Genomic DNA, 17,972 nt, shown 5'->3' on the forward strand with positions numbered 1-17,972 from the left:
TGATAAAAAGTTAAACCTTCTTTTTAAAACCAAAAACCTAAATTAAACAACCAATGACTTTGCCTGTTTTCTGGAGACCAACTGTATTTAAGTTCTATTGGACCAATAAAAGTATCATAACTATATCCAAGCACATAGCCAGATTTTATATTATTAAATAAATTAAGGTTTTTAAATACATTTTCTTCCAATCTTCCATAATTGGCAATAAAAGTAGCGTAATGTTTGTCTGCAAAATGATATCGAAAAGAAAATTCAGATTTTATGAAACTACGGTCAGAAAGTTCTCCAAATTCATAGCCATAAAGCGAAACAAAATTGTTGATGTAGTTTTTGTTATAACCACCTAAATAGAAATCGAAAACTCTAGAATTAGGAGCATCAAAGGTAAAACCAGCTTCATTGGTTACTTGAAAAGTTAAATTGTCCCAAAATGTAGTTGCAAAACCTAAGGTACCTTTAACTTGAGAAAAACTGTTAAAAGTATTGTTGAAATCTGATGATGCCAAATACCACTTAAAGTTTAAATCGGTAAAATACCCTTTGGTAACAAAGTATTTATGGTCATAAGTATCTAATTTTATATAGCCAAATAAGTTTGCATAATTACTATTATCAAAAGTAGTAGCATTATTATTGGTGATAATAGTTTCTGTTGTTGCTTTTATATTTTTATGTTCTATACCAACGCCTAATGCAAATCTTCTATTAAAGGTGGTTTGAAAAAAAAGTTGATTACTAAAATCTGTGTATTTTAAATTGATACGATTTACCGTAGGATTCGAGTTAATAAGAGGGTTAAATTTAGAATTACTTCTAAAGTGATTGTACCTAGATCTAAAACCATAACTGATGTAAAACCCGTTATCTACAAAATAATTTAGGTTGTAGCGTAAATTATCGCCTAAAATCATATCTAAAGAAAGTACATCATTATTTAGCAATAAATGTTTCTGACTGTAATTAGCCAACACGCCAGATTTATACAAAAAATCATAATGAACACCTAGTTTTAAATTAGCGTTTAGGTGAGATTCTTTTAAATTAAAATCTAGGGTATAAGAACTGTCTTTTTGTATTAAATTATATTCTATTTGATCATAATTTTTAGTGGAAGATAATAATGAAATTCTTTTTGTAATTTCATTTCTAGTAAGACTATCATGTATCCTAATTTTTAATTTTCCCAAAACATAAGCTCTGGTGTAATTTTTAGCTCCTGTTAAATTAATTTTAGAGATATGGTGTTTTTTGTGTGAAAAAGGAGGTCTTATTTTCTTTTTTTTGTGTTTTTGTTTTAGGGCAATTTCTTTAAAAATTTCACTAAATTTTTCTCCTGTTATATTTCCTTTTTCTAAGATTTCTTCTTTTTTATCAAAATCTACCACATTGTATTCGTAAATATCTGGATGAATATAAACGTCTAATTTTTCTTTTTCTGCACCACTGTTATTATACATCTGGTAACTTACAATCTGATTTAGAATAGAGACAACGGAGTTTAGTTTATGTTTTTCAAATAATTTACCTTCAACATCTACACCAATAATAATATCTACATTTTTAGATTGCATAATGCTTACCGGAAAATTATTTGCGATACCACCATCTACTAATAATTTTCCGTTTAATTCTACCGGATTTAATAAAGTAGGAAAAGAACTGCTTGCGCGTAATGCCAGGGCCAAAGAGCCTTTTTCTAACAAAACAGTACCACCAGTTTCTACATCTGTTGCAATGCAATAAAAAGGAATGGGTAATTTACTAAAATCGGTATTGTTGTTATGAGAGCCCAATAATTCTAATAATGAATTTAATACATTTTGTCCTCTAGAAACTGCTTTTGGTAAACCAAGAACACCTTGGGTAACAGGTAAGGTAAAGGCTGTTTTTTCGCCATATTCTTTTTCAAAGAAAGTTTCTGTACTTCTAGGTAATTGATCTCTTAACAGGGTGTTAAAATCTATATTGTCAATTATTTTTTCTATTTCAACACCAGAATAACCAACAGAGTATAACGCACCCATTATTGCACCCATACTTGTGCCGCCAATATAATCTATTTGAACACCTGCTTTATCTAATGCTTTTAAAACTCCAACATGTGCCATACCTTTTGCGCCACCACCACTTAAAACCAAACCTACTTTAGGTTGTTTTTGTTGCCCAAAAATTATGATAGTAAATAGGACTAATAAAAGTGTAAAGTGCTTTTTCATTTTGTTGGATAAACCGGTTCTAATGTAAAGGTTCTTTATTATTGGTTTTTTTTGGTTGATAAAATTCGAATATCTTTAAAGCTCTTGCATTTCCTACAACTTCTTTCAATTCTTCAAAAGTTGCTTCTTTTACCCGCTTTGCGGATTTAAATTTACGTAATAAAGTTGTAATTGTTTGATTTCCAATTGTAGGTATTTGTTCTAATTCTGATTTTATTGCACTTTTACTACGTTTATTTCTGTGAAAAGTAATACCAAACCTATGGGCTTCATTTCGTAAATATTGCGTTATTTTTAAAGTCTCAGATTTTTTGTCTAAATACAACGGAATAGGATCATCTGGATAATATATTTCTTCCAAACGTTTTGCAATGCCAATTATTGCAATTTTGCCTCGCAAACCTAAAAGATCTAAACTTTTTAAGGCAGAAGATAATTGTCCTTTTCCTCCATCAACTATAATCAATTGTGGCAAAGGTTCTTCTTCTTCTAACAAACGTTTGTATCTTCTATACACCACTTCTTCCATAGAAGCAAAATCATCTGGGCCTTCAACGGTTTTTATATTGTAATGTCTGTAATCTTTTTTACTTGGTTTACCATCTTTAAAAACTACACAAGCAGCCACAGGATTTGTTCCTTGAATGTTAGAATTATCAAAACACTCTATATGTCTGGGTTCTACAGATAAGCGCAAATCTTTTTTCATTTGCGCCATAATTCTTTTCACGTGCCTGTCTGGATCTACAATTTTAATTTGCTTAAATTGTTCTTGTCTGTAGTACTTTGCATTTCTTTCTGAGAGTTCTACAATACGTTTTTTGTCGCCCAATTTAGGGATGGTTACTTTTACGTTTTCACCCAAATCAACTTTAAAAGGAACGTATATTTCTGGTGAAATGGAGTTAAAACGCTGTCTAATTTCAATAATAAACAACTCTAATATTTCTTTGTTACTTTCATCTAACTTTTTCTTAATTTCTGTAGTATGAGACTGAATAATAGATCCGTTAGAAATTTTTAAGAAATTGGCGTACCCGTGTGTTTCATCAGAAATAATAGAAAACACATCTACATTGTTTATAGATGGATTTATAATGGTGCTTTTAGCTTGGTAATTGCCTAATAATGAGAGTTTTTCTTTAATTTTTTGTGCTTCTTCAAATTCCATGTTTTCAGCAAAAAACAACATCATTTTCTGAAATTTATCTAAACTTTCTTTAAAATTTCCTTTGATAATGTTTTTAATTTCTTTGATAGAATTGTTGTAATTTTCTTCTGTTTCTAAACCTTCGCAAGCGCCTTTACAATTTTTTAAATGATATTCTAAACAGACTTTATATTTACCCTCGTTTATATTTTGTTGACTTAAATTATGCACACATGTTCTAAGCGGATAAAGTTCTTTTATTAATTCTAACAAAACTCTTACCGTTCTTACAGAAGTGTAAGGACCAAAATATTCAGAACCATCTTTTATGACTCTTCTGGTCATAAAAATTCTTGGAAAACGTTCTTTTTTGATACAAAGCCACGGGTAACTTTTATCATCTTTTAATAAAATATTATACCGAGGTTTGTATTTTTTAATAAGGTTGTTTTCTAACAGCAAAGCATCTGTTTCTGTTGCAACAACAATATGTTTTATACGAACTATTTTTTTTACAAGCACACGTGTTTTTCCATTTTCATGGTTTTTATTAAAATATGAAGCAACGCGTTTTTTTAAATTTTTTGCTTTTCCAACATAAATAATTACATCGTTTGCATCAAAATATTGATACACGCCAGGAGAATCTGGTAAGGTTTGCAATTGAAGTTCTAAAGGAGTTGGCATAGAACGAAAATACATATTTTTAAAGCATTTATTTACAGAAAGGGTAAGTAATTTACTGAAAAATTAGAGGGTAAAAATTCTGTGTATTGTGTTATTTTACATAAAAAAACGGTTTATTTTTTTTTGATAACTTTACAAATAAATCAAACTTACTTTTAGTGAAACCAAAACTTTCTTAAAAATGAAAAAAAAGAATACTATTACCCTAAAAACTGCCAAGAAATGGGCTAAAAGATGGAGAAAAAAAGAAAGTAACTATAATAGTTACAACAAGTTAAATGCTTTTAATATTCCCAAAATAGATTTAATAGAAGTTTTACAAGAAGATGGCGTTGCCAGTATAAGAGCGTATTTAGGCGTAGAAAAATTTGTAAATAAAGACACTGGAGAAAAAATTTACCAAGAAAAATTAATGATTGTTGGTGTAGATGTTCATGGTAAAGACATGCTTTCTGTAGATAGAAGTGGCAAAGCTTTAATTGCTGGTAATGGTAGTGAGATTTATGATTTTACAAATCCTTGTCCTGATAGTTGTGATACTGAAAGCCCTTTAAATTAACATCTGTGGATTATAGTGAGTTAATAGTTTATCTGGGGTATTTTTTTTTGGCAGTAAATACGTTGCTTTTTTTAAAAAGTTATAGAAAAGAAAATTTTGCTTTTAAAGTATTTTCTATTTATCTGGTTTTTATTTTAGTGATTCAGATCTATGCTCATTATTTAAATAATTTAAATAAACATAATTTATATTTAAGCCATTACTATTTTATTAGTCAGTTTGTATTATTAAGTCTTTTTTTTAGAAGTATTCTCATGCATTCTTTAAAGAAGGTGTTTATAAATAGGACCTTAACAGCAGTACTTTTAGTGTTAGGTATTTATTATGTATGCTTTCCAGAAGATTATTTTATATTTAATCAGTTCGAAATTATAATTACTTCTGTACCTTTAATTGTATATTGTTTTTTATTTTTTTTACATAGATTAAGTGATATAGATAAGAAATATGTTTTTATTATTTCTGGTCTTTTTGTGTACTTACTATGTAGTACATTATTATTTACAACAGGAAATATAGGCTCTAAATCTGTAAAAAAAATTATTTGGGATATGAATTCGTTCTTGTACTTGGTGTATCATATTTTAATTTTTGTAGAATGGTATAAAAATTTTAGAAAACCAGCCATTGCAATACCAAACGAAAAACAATAATTTTTTTAACATCACAATAGAAACAAGTAGAAACCCCTGTTTTTATTTTCACGTATAATAAAATCAAAGTAAACACATAATTTTAGGGTTCACTATTTTTCCTTAACTTCGTTATTTTAGTTATCCCCTATATGGAAAAATTACTTACTCAAGAAAATCAAGTGGTCACAATTGTAATTATAGGTGTGTTATTTTTATTGCTGATGAGCGTAGGGTTATTATTGTTTTTCTTTTTATCAAGAAAAAAAATTGTAGAAAAAGAATTAGACAAAAAATCTTTAGAAGTTAGTCATCAAAAAGAATTGTTGAAATCTATTATTGTAACACAAGAAAAAGAACGAAAAAGAATAGCGCAAGATTTACATGATGATATTAGCTCTAAATTAAATGTAATTAGCTTAAATGCCAACCTTTTAAAAGACGGAGAATTAAGTCCGGATGAATATTTAATTATTAATGAAGGAATTTTAGAAGCCACAGAAAAGACTTTAGATAGCGCAAGAAAAATAGCACATAATTTATTACCTCCAATATTGGCAGAATTTGGTCTAAAAGATGCCATAGAAGAATTGGCAGATTCTTACAATAATAGTAGAAAAATTAATGTTACCTACAGCCTTTTTTATCCTAAAAACTATTTGCAAACAGAAAACGAATTGCATGTATTTAGAATTGTTCAAGAGTTAATAAATAATTCTGTAAGACATGGTAATGCTAAAGAAAGTAATATTTATATAGAAATAAAAGACAACATATTTTTTTTTAATTATACTGATAATGGTATCGGTTTTAATATGAAGGATGCAAATTGCAAAAAAGGATTGGGGATGAAAAATATAGAAAGTAGAGTTGCCTTGTTAAATGGAAAATTCAGTATAGAAAGCTCTTTAAACAATGGTTTTAAAATTTTAGTTATTATATAAAGCTGCAGAAATAATGGAAAAAATAAATATTATAATTGCTGATGATGAACTTCTTTTTAGAAAAGGGATTCGATTTTTATTAGAAAAAGAACTCAGTTTTAATATCATTTTTGAAGCTGAAAACGGGAAAAGATTAATAGACTTCTTAAGTACTACAGAAGAGTTTCCAGACATTATTTTAATGGATTTAAAAATGCCAGAAATAAATGGTGTTGAAGCCACTAAAATTATTCATAAAACGCATCCAAATATTAAAATAATTGCACTTACAAGTTTTGGTGGTAAATCTTTTATAACCAATATGATAGATGTGGGCGCTTCTTCCTATTTGTTAAAAAATACAACACCAAAAACAGTAGTGCACACTATAAAGCAAGTTCATAATAAAGGTTTTTATTACGATGAAATAGTGTTAAAAATTATACACGAAAATATTATTTCTGCAACAGGTAAACGTATAAAAAGCGATTTAGATAAGAAACTGCTATCTAGCAGAGAAATAGAGGTCTTAGAACTTATTTGCGCACAAATGACTACCAATGAAATTGCTGAAGAATTATTTATCAGTCCCAGAACTGTAGAAGGTCATAGAAATAATTTGTTACTTAAAACGCATTCTAAAAATGTAGCAGGATTGGTTATTTATGGTATTCAAAAAAAATTAATCGAAATTTCACCGGGTTTTAATTCTTAAGAATTTTATGCTGTAGCTTGCTTTTTTAAACAAGTAAATTTAAATTTCAGGTACTACTTTACCTTTTTTTAATAAAGTATTTATCCCTAGTTTCTAAGAGGTAATCTATTGTTTGTGCTTCTATAATTTATAGGTATTTATACCTGTTTTTTAATAATAATAATTCTTATTAATTATTTTATGTATATTTAGTTGATTGTAAATGTGTTATAAAGATGTTCTAAAACATGAAAAACATAGCGTACAATCAAAACACTTAATACTAACTATTAACTACTTATTATTATGGAACCATTTATAGGTCAAATTATTATGTTTGGTGGCAATTTTGCCCCAAGATCTTGGGCTTTTTGCGACGGTCAACTATTAGCAATTAATTCTTACCAAGCCCTTTTTTCAATTTTAGGAACCACGTATGGTGGAGATGGCAGAACCTCTTTTGGATTGCCCGATTTACGTGGTAGAGCTGCTATATCCGAAGGTACTGGGCCAGGATTGCCTACATACCGTCTTGGACAAAGAGGTGGTGCAGATACACATACTTTAACAGTGCAACAAATGCCTGCTCACAACCACACTGCCACGGTTAGTGATGGTAGTGTAAAGTTAAGTACAACCGCAGGAACTAGAGATACTCCTATTGCTGGTGATGTACCTGCAAGCGCAAGTTTTGGGTCTGGACTAGGCAGTACAAAAGTAAAATCTTTTGGACCAAATGCAGATACTGTAGATGGTCAAGCTTTATCAGCACCCACTATTGGCAATGCAGGGGGAAGCCAAGGACATAATAATATGCCTCCTTATTTAGCAGTGAACTATATTATTGCTTTGCAAGGTACTTTCCCGTCAAGAAATTAACTTGTAAGTACATAAACTTTAGTCAACAAGAACTGAAGTATAAATTAATATTCAACTAAGGTGTTTACTTTAACTTTAGTTGAATATTAAAATTTGTCTTTTTAAAGTATCTAAACTTCTTGAGTTTTTAACAAACAAATCAAAATATACCTTTCCTGTTATATTATTGCTTTTGTTTTATAGGTTTAATTATCAATCGTATTCGCAAACAATTGATAAGGAATCACCAATAGACAATTGTGCTACAGTTTAAGAAGATAAAGGCGGCACAACTGATAATGTGGTTTTTACAGAATTTATAATGCTATAATCTTTACAGGAGTTGCTTCTGTTAATGTAGCTATTATTGATGCTTTAATTTATAGGTGTTTATACCCATTTTTAATAATAATAATTCTTGTTTATAATTTTTTTGTATATTTAGTTGATTGTAAACGTGTTATTAGCATGGTATAAAACATAAAAAACATAGCGTACAATCAAAACACTTAATACTAACTACTAACTACTTATTATTATGGAACCATTTATAGGTCAAATTATTATGTTTGGTGGCAATTTTGCCCCAAGATCTTGGGCTTTTTGCGACGGTCAACTATTAGCAATTTCTCAAAACACTGCACTTTTTTCAATTTTAGGAACCACGTATGGTGGAGATGGCAGAACTACTTTTGCATTGCCAGATTTACGTGGTAGAGCTGCTATATCCGAAGGTACTGGACCAGGATTGCCTACGTACCGTCTTGGACAAAGAGGTGGTCAAAGCACACATACTTTAACAACGTTAGAAATGCCTGTTCATAACCACACTGCCGCGGTTAGTGATGGTAGTGTAAAGTTAAGTACAACCGCAGGAACTAGAGATACTCCTATTGCTGGCGATGTACCTGCAAGCGCAAGTTTTGGGTCTGGATTAGGCAGTACAAAAGTAAAATCTTTTGGACCAAATGCAGATACTGTAGATGGCCAAGCTTTATCAGCACCTACAATTGGCAATGCAGGTGGTAGTCAAGGGCATAATAATATGCCTCCTTATTTAGCAGTGAACTATATTATTGCTTTATATGGTACTTTCCCATCAAGAAATTAACTTGTTGGTTCATATACTTTGGTGAATTAGAATTAAAGTATAAATTAATATTCAACTAAAGTGCTTTCTTTAACTTTGGTTGAATATTAAATATGACACTTTTTAGTGTAACTAAACTTCTTGAGTTTTAACAAACAAACAATCAATCAAATCAAAACGGATCATGAAAAAAAATACTCTTCTTGTTATATTATTGTTCTCATTCTTTATGTTTACCTATCAAACGTATTCACAGACATTTGATTGGGAATCTGCAATTGACAATGGTGCCACAGTTTCTGAAGATAAAAGTGGTATAACGGCAACTGTTTCTAGCTCTAACAATGCCATAGATTTTGTAGATGCAGGTGGTGCTGGTGGTACAACTGGTAAGGTAATCTATACACAATTTAATAATGATAATACAAGTGCTACTATATCATTTACAGGTGTTGCTTCTGTTAATGTAGCTACTATTGATGCTTTCGATTCAGAATTATCAGGATCAAGCATGTGGACTTTTACGCCTATTGGAGGATCTGATGCACCTGTAACGGCTGCAATTTCAGGTACGGTGGCAACAGTAGTCTTAAACTGGACAGGAGTAACGGGCATCACGGTAACTTCTTCAATAGGATTAGATTCCTTTGGTTTTGATGATGTAGTTTTGGGGGCAGGAACGGCGGCGCCTACAGTTTCTACAGCATCAGCAACCCCTATTTCATCAAGTGGCGCTACTTTATTTGGTAATGTTACTGCAAATGGTGGAGATCCAATTACAGAACGTGGTTTTGTCTATTCTTTAACTTCTGTAGATGCAACACCAACAGTGGCAGAGGCAGGAGGAGGAAATGTAACAAAAGTAATTGTTGCAGGAACCCTCGGAACTTATAATCAAGCTATTTCTAGTTTAACGGCTTCATCAGAATATAGTTATACAGCCTATGCAATAAATGGAACAGGAACTAAAGAAGGTCTAGTACAAACATTTACAACCAATGCTATTGGTAGTGACTGTTTGGTTACAAATCCTTTTGATGCATCAAATAATTTTAATAATACTCGAAAATTCGGGCAATCCTTTGTGGCATGTCAAACAGGAGTATTAGAATCAATTGCGGTTCTAGTAGCTGCTGGTCAAACTAGTTCTGGGCACACTATTGATGTATACTCAGGTACAATAATTAGTGCAGCAAATTTATTGGGTAGTGTTACAAATCAGGTTTTAACTGAAAATGGTGGAGATCCTGCTAATCTTGATGTTACAGATTTTTCGGGTGAATCCATTGATCTAATAACTGGGCAATCATATACTTTTAATATTCCTATGGATGCTAATCTTGTTTTTACAGTTGATAACGGTTATCCCAACGGAGATATATATGTAGATAATAGCCCAGATGGAGGTGTAAATGATTTAGTTTTCAAAGTAATTGTTGCAGGTGTTGCACCAACAGTAACTACAAGTGCTGCTAGTGCAATAAGCAATACAGAAGCAACTTTAGGGGGAAATGTAACTGCTAAAGGTAGTACAGATGTTACTGGTAGAGGTATTGTTTATGCTGTACATGCAGTAAACCCTGATCCTATTATTGGTGGTGCAGATGTAACTACAGATGATAATGGCATAGGAACAGGTGTTTTTTCAGAAGCAATATCTAGTTTGTTATTAGGTACTAAGTATGCGTTTAAAAGTTATGCAACAAATTCTGTAGGTACTAGTTATGGTGCTGTGCAAACATTTACAACCACTGGTTCGCGTTGGTCCGGTGTTACAAGTACCAACTGGGCAACTGCAACAAACTGGAGTACGGGCGTTGTTCCTACAGCTGCAGATAATATTGTAATACCAAATGTAGCTAATAAACCAGCTATAGAATCAGGTACAATGGCAATTGGTAATAATTTAACAGTGGAAGCTTCTTCTATGTTATTTGTAAAAAGTGGCGGCGCTTTAACATTAAAAGGAGATGTAACACAAAATGGTCTTTTTGGTATTGAGTCTGATTTTACATCAAATGGATCTTTTATTTTAGAAGGTTTACATTTAGGAACTCAAAAAGTGTATTATGACCGTTATGTATCTACTTCTGCCATAGGAGCTAGAGGTTGGCATGTTGTTTCTGCACCTGTTCACAGTAAAAGAATTGATGAGTTTTTTGGTGTTGTAGTAAGTAATGGAACAAAACGAGGTATTGGACATTATGTGAATACCAATCCTATCTCAACAAGATGGAGTTATTACACCACTGGTGATGTGGTTGGGTTTTTTGAAAAAGCAAAAGGATATGCCATAAAAAAATCTACCGCAGGTGTTTTAGGATTTGATGGTTTTATAAATACAGATCCGGTTTCAATTACAGTAAGTTCATTAGGAGACAAATACAATGCTATAGGAAATCCTTTTACATCTTTTATAAATAGTGGTACTTTCTTAGATAATGTTGGTGCTGGTATTCTTACAGAAAAAACAATTTATTTGTGGGATGAAGGTGGCAATGGAGGTGAAGGAGAGTACATTATTAAAAATCAAGCAGAAAGTTATATTGTTGCTCCTGCACAAGGGTTTATAGTAAAAGCTGCTTCAGACGCTGCTGTAAACTTTACCGAAGAATTACAAACACATGTTGGTGGCAATGCTTATTTAAGAGAAACTACTAGGCCAAAAGTTAGCTTATTTATGAAAGATGATACCAATCAAAAATATACTGAAGTTTATTATATTGAAAATAAAACAACAGGTTTTGATGATGGTTATGACAGTTCTATATTTGATGGTGTTGAAACAGATTTTGCCGTGTTTACACAATTAGTTAGTGATAACGAAGGAGAAAATCTGGGAATACAAACTTTACCAAAAGAAAATTATGCATCCATGGTAATTCCTGTGGGTGTAAAAGCAGACACTGGAAAAGAAATTAGCTTTTCTGTAGACCTCGTAGATTTTCCATCTTATTTAAAAGTGTTTATTGAAGATAGAGAAACAAATACATTTACCCGATTAGATGAAGATAATGATTCTTACAAAATAGCCTTGTCAGAATCTTTAAACGGAATAGGTAGGTTTTATCTTCATGTAACAGAAAATGCATTAAATATTAAATCGAATGAAACTACTGACAATATAAGTGTCTATTCAATAGATAAAACTACATTAAAAATAACAGGTTTACCTCAAGGAGATACAAATGTAAAGTTATTTAACATACTTGGTAAACAGCTAAAGGAAATTGCATTTAATACCAAGGGAGTAGAAACTGTTTCTTTACCTAATTTTTCGGAAGGTGTTTATATTGTGAAGATAAAAACAGAAAAAGGAAAATTAAATAAAAAAATAATTTTAAAATAAAGGATTCATTCAGTTAAATTGGTTCTACCAAAAACTGATATTTAATAGTATTATAAGAAGGGGAAGTAATATTGATAATCGTCTAAGAATAACATTTTAGACGATTTCTTTTTTTGTATCATTTTAGTGTTTTTTTTTATGGGAACATTGTTTGTTATTATAATATATGTAAATCTGTTATAGATGCTACTTGTGAAAAAACATGTAAATATTAATGTAATTCGCTTTGTTATCATATTTTGCAGAAAATCAATTATAATATTCTTAATTACAATCTGCTATAGAAGAGTATTATCAATAAAAAAACCTTCTTAGAAGATTATTCTAAGAAGGTTTTTTTATTGTATAGTTTACTTTTTTACTTAGCAAGCCATCTATATACATCGTTTCCATTAGCAAAAAGCAGTAAAGCTATTAGAAAAATAAAGCCTGCAACTTGTGCATATTCTAAAAATTTATCTCCAGGTTTTTTACCTGTAATCATTTCCCAAAGTGTAAAAACAACATGCCCACCATCTAGAGCAGGAATTGGTAATAGGTTCATAAAACCTAACATAATAGATAAAAATGCTGTAATATTCCAAAAAGCTTCCCAACTCCAACTAGTAGGAAAAATATCCATAATTGCTTTAAAACCTCCTAAACCTTTATAAGCACCAGTACTTGGATTAAAAATCTTTTTTAATTGTTTTACATAATCGGTTAAAGTTTTCCAAGCTTTATTAGAACCGGCAGGAATAGCTTCTGTAAAAGAATACTTTATATCTGCTAAATTATAATACCCAAGTTTTTCTAAATCTTTATAAGGTAATTCTCCAAGACCTACACCAAGTTTTCCTTCATCTGTAACTTTAACAGCAATTTCTTTAGTTTCACTACCTCTTTTTACAGTTAATGTAATGTCTTTATTTTTGTTTTTATCAAGTTCAACCTTTGCTTCATCAAAGTATTTAATTTCATTTCCGTTAATGCCAATAACAATGTCTTTTGGTTTTAAGTCTGAAGTTAAATTAGGTGAATCTTTAGAGACTTCAGCAATTAAAAAAGGAATTCTAGGATATAAAAAAGCACCCGCATCTTTTCCTCTTTCTACCAATTCAGAAATAAAGTTTATAGGAATTTCTTTGTCTAAAACCTCACCATTTCTTTCAATTTGGTAAGAATTTCCGTTTACAAAACCTAAAGATAATTCTCTAAATTTTTTTATTTTTTCACCATCAATAGTTAAAATTTTATCTCCGGTTTGCAAGCCTAAATTCATGGCTAAAGAATCTTGAATCCAAACACCATCTTTAGCATTTACACTTTCATTAGGTAAAAAACGTTCTCCATAACCCCACATTAAGCAGATGTAGATTAAGATTCCTAAAACAAAATTCACAAAAACACCACCTAACATAATTATTAAACGTTGCCAAGCTGGTTTTGATCTAAATTCCCAAGGTTGTGGCGGTAAAGCCATCTGCTCTGTATCCATGCTTTCATCAATCATTCCAGATATTTTAACATATCCTCCTAAAGGAATCCAACCAATACCATACACAGTTTCGCCAATTTTTTTCTTGAAAATTGAAAACTTATAATCAAAAAATAAGTAGAATTTTTCTACTCTAGTTTTAAATAATTTTGCGGGGATAAAATGCCCTAATTCGTGCAGCACAATTAATAAAGATAAACTTAAAATAAATTGCGAAGCTTTTATTAATATTTCCATTCGGTATAATAATCTAATTTAAAAAACGCACAAATGTACGGTTTTCAGTAGAGTTGTAAAAGAACTATTAAATCTACCTTTTTATTTTAACAAAGATTTTAGATTGATTAACAAGATGTATTTTTTTTTAGGCTTCTTTTAAGTTGTAAATTTGTAGTTCTAAAAACATTATATGGAGATTAAATTCTTTAAGAAATCATTGCCTACGCTTATTTTTATAGTGGTTTTTTCGGCAATCACAATTCCTGTTTTTTATCACCTGTTAAAAGTTGATAAAACTTTAAAAATATATAACCCTATAGATGTAAATCCGCGTTTGGTTGATGAAAGCATGATGCATATCAATAAAAATCATACCATTGCAAAATTTGAATTAACCAATCAGAATGGCAAAATTATCACCAATAAAAATTATGCTAACAAAATTTATATTGCAGATTTCTTTTTTACACGTTGCCAAACAATTTGCATTGCCATGGCGTACAACATGAGTGAATTGCAAGAATTTTATAAAAATGATCCGGATATTATGTTTCTTTCACATTCGGTAACGCCGGTTATAGATAGTGTTTCTGTGTTAAGAGAATATGCAGATAGAAAAGGTGTTATAGACGGTAAATGGAATGTAACAACTGGTGCTAAAAAACATATTTATGAGTTGGCAAGAAAAAGCTATTTTGCTGTTATAGAGGATGGTGATGGTGGAGAAAATGACTTTATTCATACAGAACAATTTGTGTTGGTAGATAAAGAAAGACGCATTCGCGGATATTATGATGGTACAGAAAAAGAAGATATGGAAAAACTAAAAAAAGATATAGTTTTGCTAAAAGAAGAATATACCAAAAAATAACTTGTTTAGAATCATTCTAAATTCCTATCTTTGCTTCCCAAATAAAAATCATTGACCACAATTGCAACATTACGTAAAGGAGAAATAGGGTATATTTCTGAAGAATCTTTAGATTTTATTCCCTTAAAATTGCTAGAGATGGGATGTTTACCAGGAGCTGAAGTAGAACTTGTTCAAACTGCTCCTTTAAAAGATCCCTTATATATCTGTGTAAACGGAAGCCATTTGGCAATAAGAATAGAAACTGCGTGTAAAATTAAAATTCTGAAAAGCTAAAATTTCATGTCTAAAAATGATATTAAAGTTGCTTTAATAGGAAACCCTAATACAGGAAAAACCTCACTTTTTAATCAGCTTACTGGGTTAAATCAAAAGGTTGGAAATTATCCAGGGGTAACTGTTGATAAAAAACAAGGTGTTAGTAAATTATCTACTACACAAAATGCCATTATTACAGATTTACCAGGAACTTACAGCATAAATCCTACTTCCTTAGATGAAAGTATTGTTTTAAAAACCTTATTAAAAAAGGATATCAAAGAATCTCCAGACGTAATTTTGGTGGTTGCTGATGTAGAAAATTTAAAAAGAAACTTGCTGCTTTTTTCTCAAATTAAAGATTTAGAAATCCCTACAGTTCTTGCTATCAATATGGTAGATCAAATGAACAGAAAAGGTATTACTATTGATTTGTCTTTGTTAAAAAAAGAATTAAATACAGAGGTAGTTTTAATAAGTGCTAGAAAAAATGAAGGTATAGATGATGTAAAAGCCGCAATTATTAGGTGTCATGTAGCGGCAAAAGCATCTCCTTTATGTGGCATTAATCATCAAATTGATCCTGATTATTTTACAAAATTAAAAGAAATTAGTCCTAACTATTCTTTATATGAATTGTGGTTGATGGTAACTCAAAACAACTATCCAGAAACTGTAAGTAAAGAAGAAAAGGAAAAATTATTAGCCTTTAAACAAGATGTTTCTAAATTAAAGAAATATCAACATAAAGAAACTATTTACAGATATCAAGAGATTAATAAAATTCTTAAGAAAACATATATAGTTGATAAAAGTAAAGCCAAAGATTTACGTGGTAGATTAGATAGAATTTTTACACATAAAATTTTTGGTTATGTGTTTTTCGTCTTTTTATTATTAGTTATTTTTCAATCAATTTTTGACTGGGCGACCTTTCCTATGGATTTAATTGATGGCACATTTGCAGAATTATCAGATTTTGCCAAAAGTAATTTACCAAACGGAGTACTTACAGATTTGTTGGTAGAAGGAATTATACCGGGTATTGGTGGCGTTTTAATTTTTATTCCTCAAATAGCCATTCTTTTTCTATTTATTGCCATTTTAGAAGAAACAGGTTACATGAGTCGTGTTGTTTTTCTTATGGATAAAATTATGCGACGTTTTGGTATGAATGGTAAAAGTGTAATTCCTTTAATTTCTGGAACAGCCTGTGCAATTCCTGCAATTATGGCCACAAGAACAATTGCTAGTTGGAAAGAACGATTAATTACCATTTTGGTAGTGCCATTTACAACTTGTTCTGCACGTTTGCCTATTTATGCAATTCTAATTTCCTTGATAATTCCTGATAAAAAAATATTCGGATTTTTAAATTTACAAGGGTTGGTGTTGTTGTCTTTATATGCTTTAGGTTTTGCAACAGCAATTTTAGCAGCGTATATTTTACATAATACTTTAAAGATAAAAACCAAATCTTTTTTTATAATAGAAATGCCAAATTACAAAATACCATCTCTTAAAAATGTGTTTTTTGAAGTGGTAGAAAAAACAAAAGCATTTGTTTTAGGTGCAGGAAAAATTATTTTGGCTTTGTCTATTGTGTTATGGTTTTTGGCTTCAAATGGGCCTGCATCATTTAAAAATGCTGCTAAAAATACTATTGAAAACACCAATAATCAGAATTTATCTGATAATGAGTTGCAGCAAAAAATTGCCTCTTCAAAATTAGAAAACTCCTACATTGGTATTTTAGGAAAAACAATAGAACCTGCTATTAGACCTTTGGGGTATGATTGGAAAATAGGTATCGCTTTAATTACATCATTTGCTGCTAGAGAAGTTTTTGTAGGAACTTTAGCTACCATTTATAGTGTACAAGCAGATGATGAAAATGCTACAACTATTAAGCAAAAAATGGCATCAGAAGTAAATGCAACAGGAGGTAAGCTTTTTAACTTACCTGTAGGCATGTCTTTATTAGTATTCTATGCATTTGCTATGCAATGTATGGCAACGTTGGCCATTGTAAAACGAGAAACGAAAACATGGAAATGGCCATTAATTCAACTTTTTGGGATGACAGGTTTAGCCTATGTTTCTTCATTTATTGTGTATCAAATTTTAAGTTAATGCAAGAAATTATAACATATACTTTAGTAGTTTTAGCGGTTGTTTTTTTAGTGAAAAAATATGTGTTTCCGTCTAAAAAGGATAAGAATTGCAATTCAGATTGCGGTTGTAATTAAGTAAAACACTTTTTTCAATTTTTATATTTAGAGTTCTTTAACAGAAAAATAATAGTAAAACTGAGTAAGCTTTTCTATTTTTGAAGACTTAGTACAAAAATCACATCAAAATTATTTAAAAATGAAAAAAACAATTTTATCATTGGTAGTTTTTGCAATCGCAATATTTATATCAACAGAGACTTTTGCTCAAAAATTTCCAAAACTAGATGTTAGTCCTATGGATGCAGCTAGTTATCCTAATAACTGGAGAGAAGCAAATAAATTAATAAAAGTGGTGTATAGTAGACCACAATTAAAAGGAAGAGATTTGTCTAAATTAGCTCCAGAAGGAAAAGTTTGGAGAACTGGTGCAAACGAAGCTGCAGAAATATCTTTTTATAAAGATGTAACTTTTGGAGATAAACAAGTGTCTGCCGGAACATACACCATGTTTACAATACCAAACAAGCAAGATTGGACCGTTATTTTAAGTACAGCTAAAAATGTTTGGGGTTCTTATTTTTACGATGAAACTGAAGATGTTGTTAGAGTTACCGGAAAACTTTCTACATCAGCAGACGCTACAGAAGCTTTTTCTATAGTTTTTGAAGGAGAAGAAGGCAACGCAACCATGCATTTAGGTTGGGGAAAAACTATTGTTTCTGTACCGGTAAGTGAAAAAGAAGAAGTAGAAAACTAAAAATAGATTCGCATAAAAAACAATAAAAACCACAACATAGTTTGTGGTTTTTTTA

At 30.5% G+C, this 17,972-nt stretch carries 14 protein-coding genes; 11 read left to right on the forward strand and 3 right to left on the reverse strand.

What is annotated here, in order from left to right; genetic code table 11:
• Nucleotides 1-23: 23 nt before the first annotated feature.
• Both ACSHW5_RS03170 and uvrC read right to left on the reverse strand, forming a co-directional pair.
• On the reverse strand, nucleotides 24-2,219 hold the full coding sequence (locus tag ACSHW5_RS03170; protein WP_435674663.1) for a patatin-like phospholipase family protein: 2,196 nt from the start codon (nucleotides 2,217-2,219) through the stop codon (nucleotides 24-26).
• A gap of 19 nt (nucleotides 2,220-2,238) precedes the next feature.
• On the reverse strand, nucleotides 2,239-4,056 hold the full coding sequence (uvrC, locus tag ACSHW5_RS03175) for an excinuclease ABC subunit UvrC (protein ID WP_435674746.1): 1,818 nt from the start codon (nucleotides 4,054-4,056) through the stop codon (nucleotides 2,239-2,241).
• 181 nt (nucleotides 4,057-4,237) lie between these two features.
• Between uvrC and ACSHW5_RS03180 the strand changes: the two genes are divergently transcribed.
• The 7 genes from ACSHW5_RS03180 to ACSHW5_RS03210 all read left to right on the forward strand — a co-directional run bounded on the left by ACSHW5_RS03180 (nucleotide 4,238) and on the right by ACSHW5_RS03210 (nucleotide 12,161).
• A complete protein-coding gene (locus tag ACSHW5_RS03180) occupies nucleotides 4,238-4,615 on the forward strand; it encodes a hypothetical protein (RefSeq protein ID WP_435674664.1) in 378 nt (125 codons plus the stop codon).
• A 254-nt stretch (nucleotides 4,616-4,869) separates the two neighbouring features.
• Complete coding sequence (locus tag ACSHW5_RS03185) at nucleotides 4,870-5,268, forward strand: hypothetical protein (protein ID WP_435674665.1); 399 nt, start codon at nucleotides 4,870-4,872, stop codon at nucleotides 5,266-5,268.
• 131 nt (nucleotides 5,269-5,399) lie between these two features.
• Entirely contained in the window at nucleotides 5,400-6,191 is a 792-nt protein-coding gene (locus ACSHW5_RS03190; RefSeq protein ID WP_435674666.1) for a sensor histidine kinase, read from the forward strand.
• A 13-nt stretch (nucleotides 6,192-6,204) separates the two neighbouring features.
• Nucleotides 6,205-6,885, forward strand: a complete 681-nt coding sequence (locus ACSHW5_RS03195) for a response regulator (RefSeq protein ID WP_435674667.1) — start codon at nucleotides 6,205-6,207, stop codon at nucleotides 6,883-6,885.
• Between the two features lie 285 nt (nucleotides 6,886-7,170).
• The gene (locus ACSHW5_RS03200) at nucleotides 7,171-7,743 is read left to right on the forward strand and encodes a phage tail protein (RefSeq protein WP_435674668.1); all 573 of its coding nucleotides are present in this window, start codon (nucleotides 7,171-7,173) and stop codon (nucleotides 7,741-7,743) included.
• A 517-nt stretch (nucleotides 7,744-8,260) separates the two neighbouring features.
• Nucleotides 8,261-8,833, forward strand: a complete 573-nt coding sequence (locus tag ACSHW5_RS03205; protein WP_435674669.1) for a phage tail protein — start codon at nucleotides 8,261-8,263, stop codon at nucleotides 8,831-8,833.
• A 163-nt stretch (nucleotides 8,834-8,996) separates the two neighbouring features.
• Nucleotides 8,997-12,161 (forward strand): T9SS type A sorting domain-containing protein, encoded by a 3,165-nt coding sequence (locus ACSHW5_RS03210; protein ID WP_435674670.1) that lies wholly within the window; start codon nucleotides 8,997-8,999, stop codon nucleotides 12,159-12,161.
• Nucleotides 12,162-12,519: 358 nt separating this feature from the next.
• Here ACSHW5_RS03210 and rseP read toward each other — a convergent pair whose 3' ends face one another.
• Nucleotides 12,520-13,875 (reverse strand): RIP metalloprotease RseP, encoded by a 1,356-nt coding sequence (rseP, locus tag ACSHW5_RS03215; RefSeq protein ID WP_435674671.1) that lies wholly within the window; start codon nucleotides 13,873-13,875, stop codon nucleotides 12,520-12,522.
• Between the two features lie 172 nt (nucleotides 13,876-14,047).
• Here rseP and ACSHW5_RS03220 point away from each other — a divergent pair, with 172 nt between their 5' ends.
• From ACSHW5_RS03220 to ACSHW5_RS03235, 4 genes are all read left to right on the forward strand, one after another.
• Nucleotides 14,048-14,728 (forward strand): SCO family protein, encoded by a 681-nt coding sequence (locus tag ACSHW5_RS03220; protein ID WP_435674672.1) that lies wholly within the window; start codon nucleotides 14,048-14,050, stop codon nucleotides 14,726-14,728.
• A gap of 51 nt (nucleotides 14,729-14,779) precedes the next feature.
• Nucleotides 14,780-15,004, forward strand: a complete 225-nt coding sequence (locus ACSHW5_RS03225; protein ID WP_435674673.1) for a FeoA family protein — start codon at nucleotides 14,780-14,782, stop codon at nucleotides 15,002-15,004.
• Between the two features lie 6 nt (nucleotides 15,005-15,010).
• Nucleotides 15,011-17,119 carry a ferrous iron transport protein B gene (gene feoB / locus ACSHW5_RS03230; RefSeq protein WP_435674674.1) on the forward strand — a complete coding sequence of 703 codons (2,109 nt, stop codon included), beginning with the start codon at nucleotides 15,011-15,013 and terminating at the stop codon, nucleotides 17,117-17,119.
• 237 nt (nucleotides 17,120-17,356) lie between these two features.
• Nucleotides 17,357-17,917 carry a DUF2911 domain-containing protein gene (locus ACSHW5_RS03235; RefSeq protein ID WP_435674675.1) on the forward strand — a complete coding sequence of 187 codons (561 nt, stop codon included), beginning with the start codon at nucleotides 17,357-17,359 and terminating at the stop codon, nucleotides 17,915-17,917.
• Nucleotides 17,918-17,972: the final 55 nt, after the last annotated feature.

This window comes from Polaribacter sp. (genome assembly GCF_051251875.1).
Classification (GTDB): Bacteria; Bacteroidota; Bacteroidia; order Flavobacteriales; family Flavobacteriaceae; genus Polaribacter.

Coding starts and splice junctions, on each gene's coding strand:
- ACSHW5_RS03170 (WP_435674663.1), bottom strand. CDS start 2,219: ATGAAAAAGCACTTTACACTTTTATTAGTCCTATTTACTATCATAATT.
- uvrC (WP_435674746.1), bottom strand. CDS start 4,056: ATGCCAACTCCTTTAGAACTTCAATTGCAAACCTTACCAGATTCTCCT.
- ACSHW5_RS03180 (WP_435674664.1), top strand. CDS start 4,238: ATGAAAAAAAAGAATACTATTACCCTAAAAACTGCCAAGAAATGGGCT.
- ACSHW5_RS03185 (WP_435674665.1), top strand. CDS start 4,870: ATGCATTCTTTAAAGAAGGTGTTTATAAATAGGACCTTAACAGCAGTA.
- ACSHW5_RS03190 (WP_435674666.1), top strand. CDS start 5,400: ATGGAAAAATTACTTACTCAAGAAAATCAAGTGGTCACAATTGTAATT.
- ACSHW5_RS03195 (WP_435674667.1), top strand. CDS start 6,205: ATGGAAAAAATAAATATTATAATTGCTGATGATGAACTTCTTTTTAGA.
- ACSHW5_RS03200 (WP_435674668.1), top strand. CDS start 7,171: ATGGAACCATTTATAGGTCAAATTATTATGTTTGGTGGCAATTTTGCC.
- ACSHW5_RS03205 (WP_435674669.1), top strand. CDS start 8,261: ATGGAACCATTTATAGGTCAAATTATTATGTTTGGTGGCAATTTTGCC.
- ACSHW5_RS03210 (WP_435674670.1), top strand. CDS start 8,997: ATGAAAAAAAATACTCTTCTTGTTATATTATTGTTCTCATTCTTTATG.
- rseP (WP_435674671.1), bottom strand. CDS start 13,875: ATGGAAATATTAATAAAAGCTTCGCAATTTATTTTAAGTTTATCTTTA.
- ACSHW5_RS03220 (WP_435674672.1), top strand. CDS start 14,048: ATGGAGATTAAATTCTTTAAGAAATCATTGCCTACGCTTATTTTTATA.
- feoB (WP_435674674.1), top strand. CDS start 15,011: ATGTCTAAAAATGATATTAAAGTTGCTTTAATAGGAAACCCTAATACA.
- ACSHW5_RS03235 (WP_435674675.1), top strand. CDS start 17,357: ATGAAAAAAACAATTTTATCATTGGTAGTTTTTGCAATCGCAATATTT.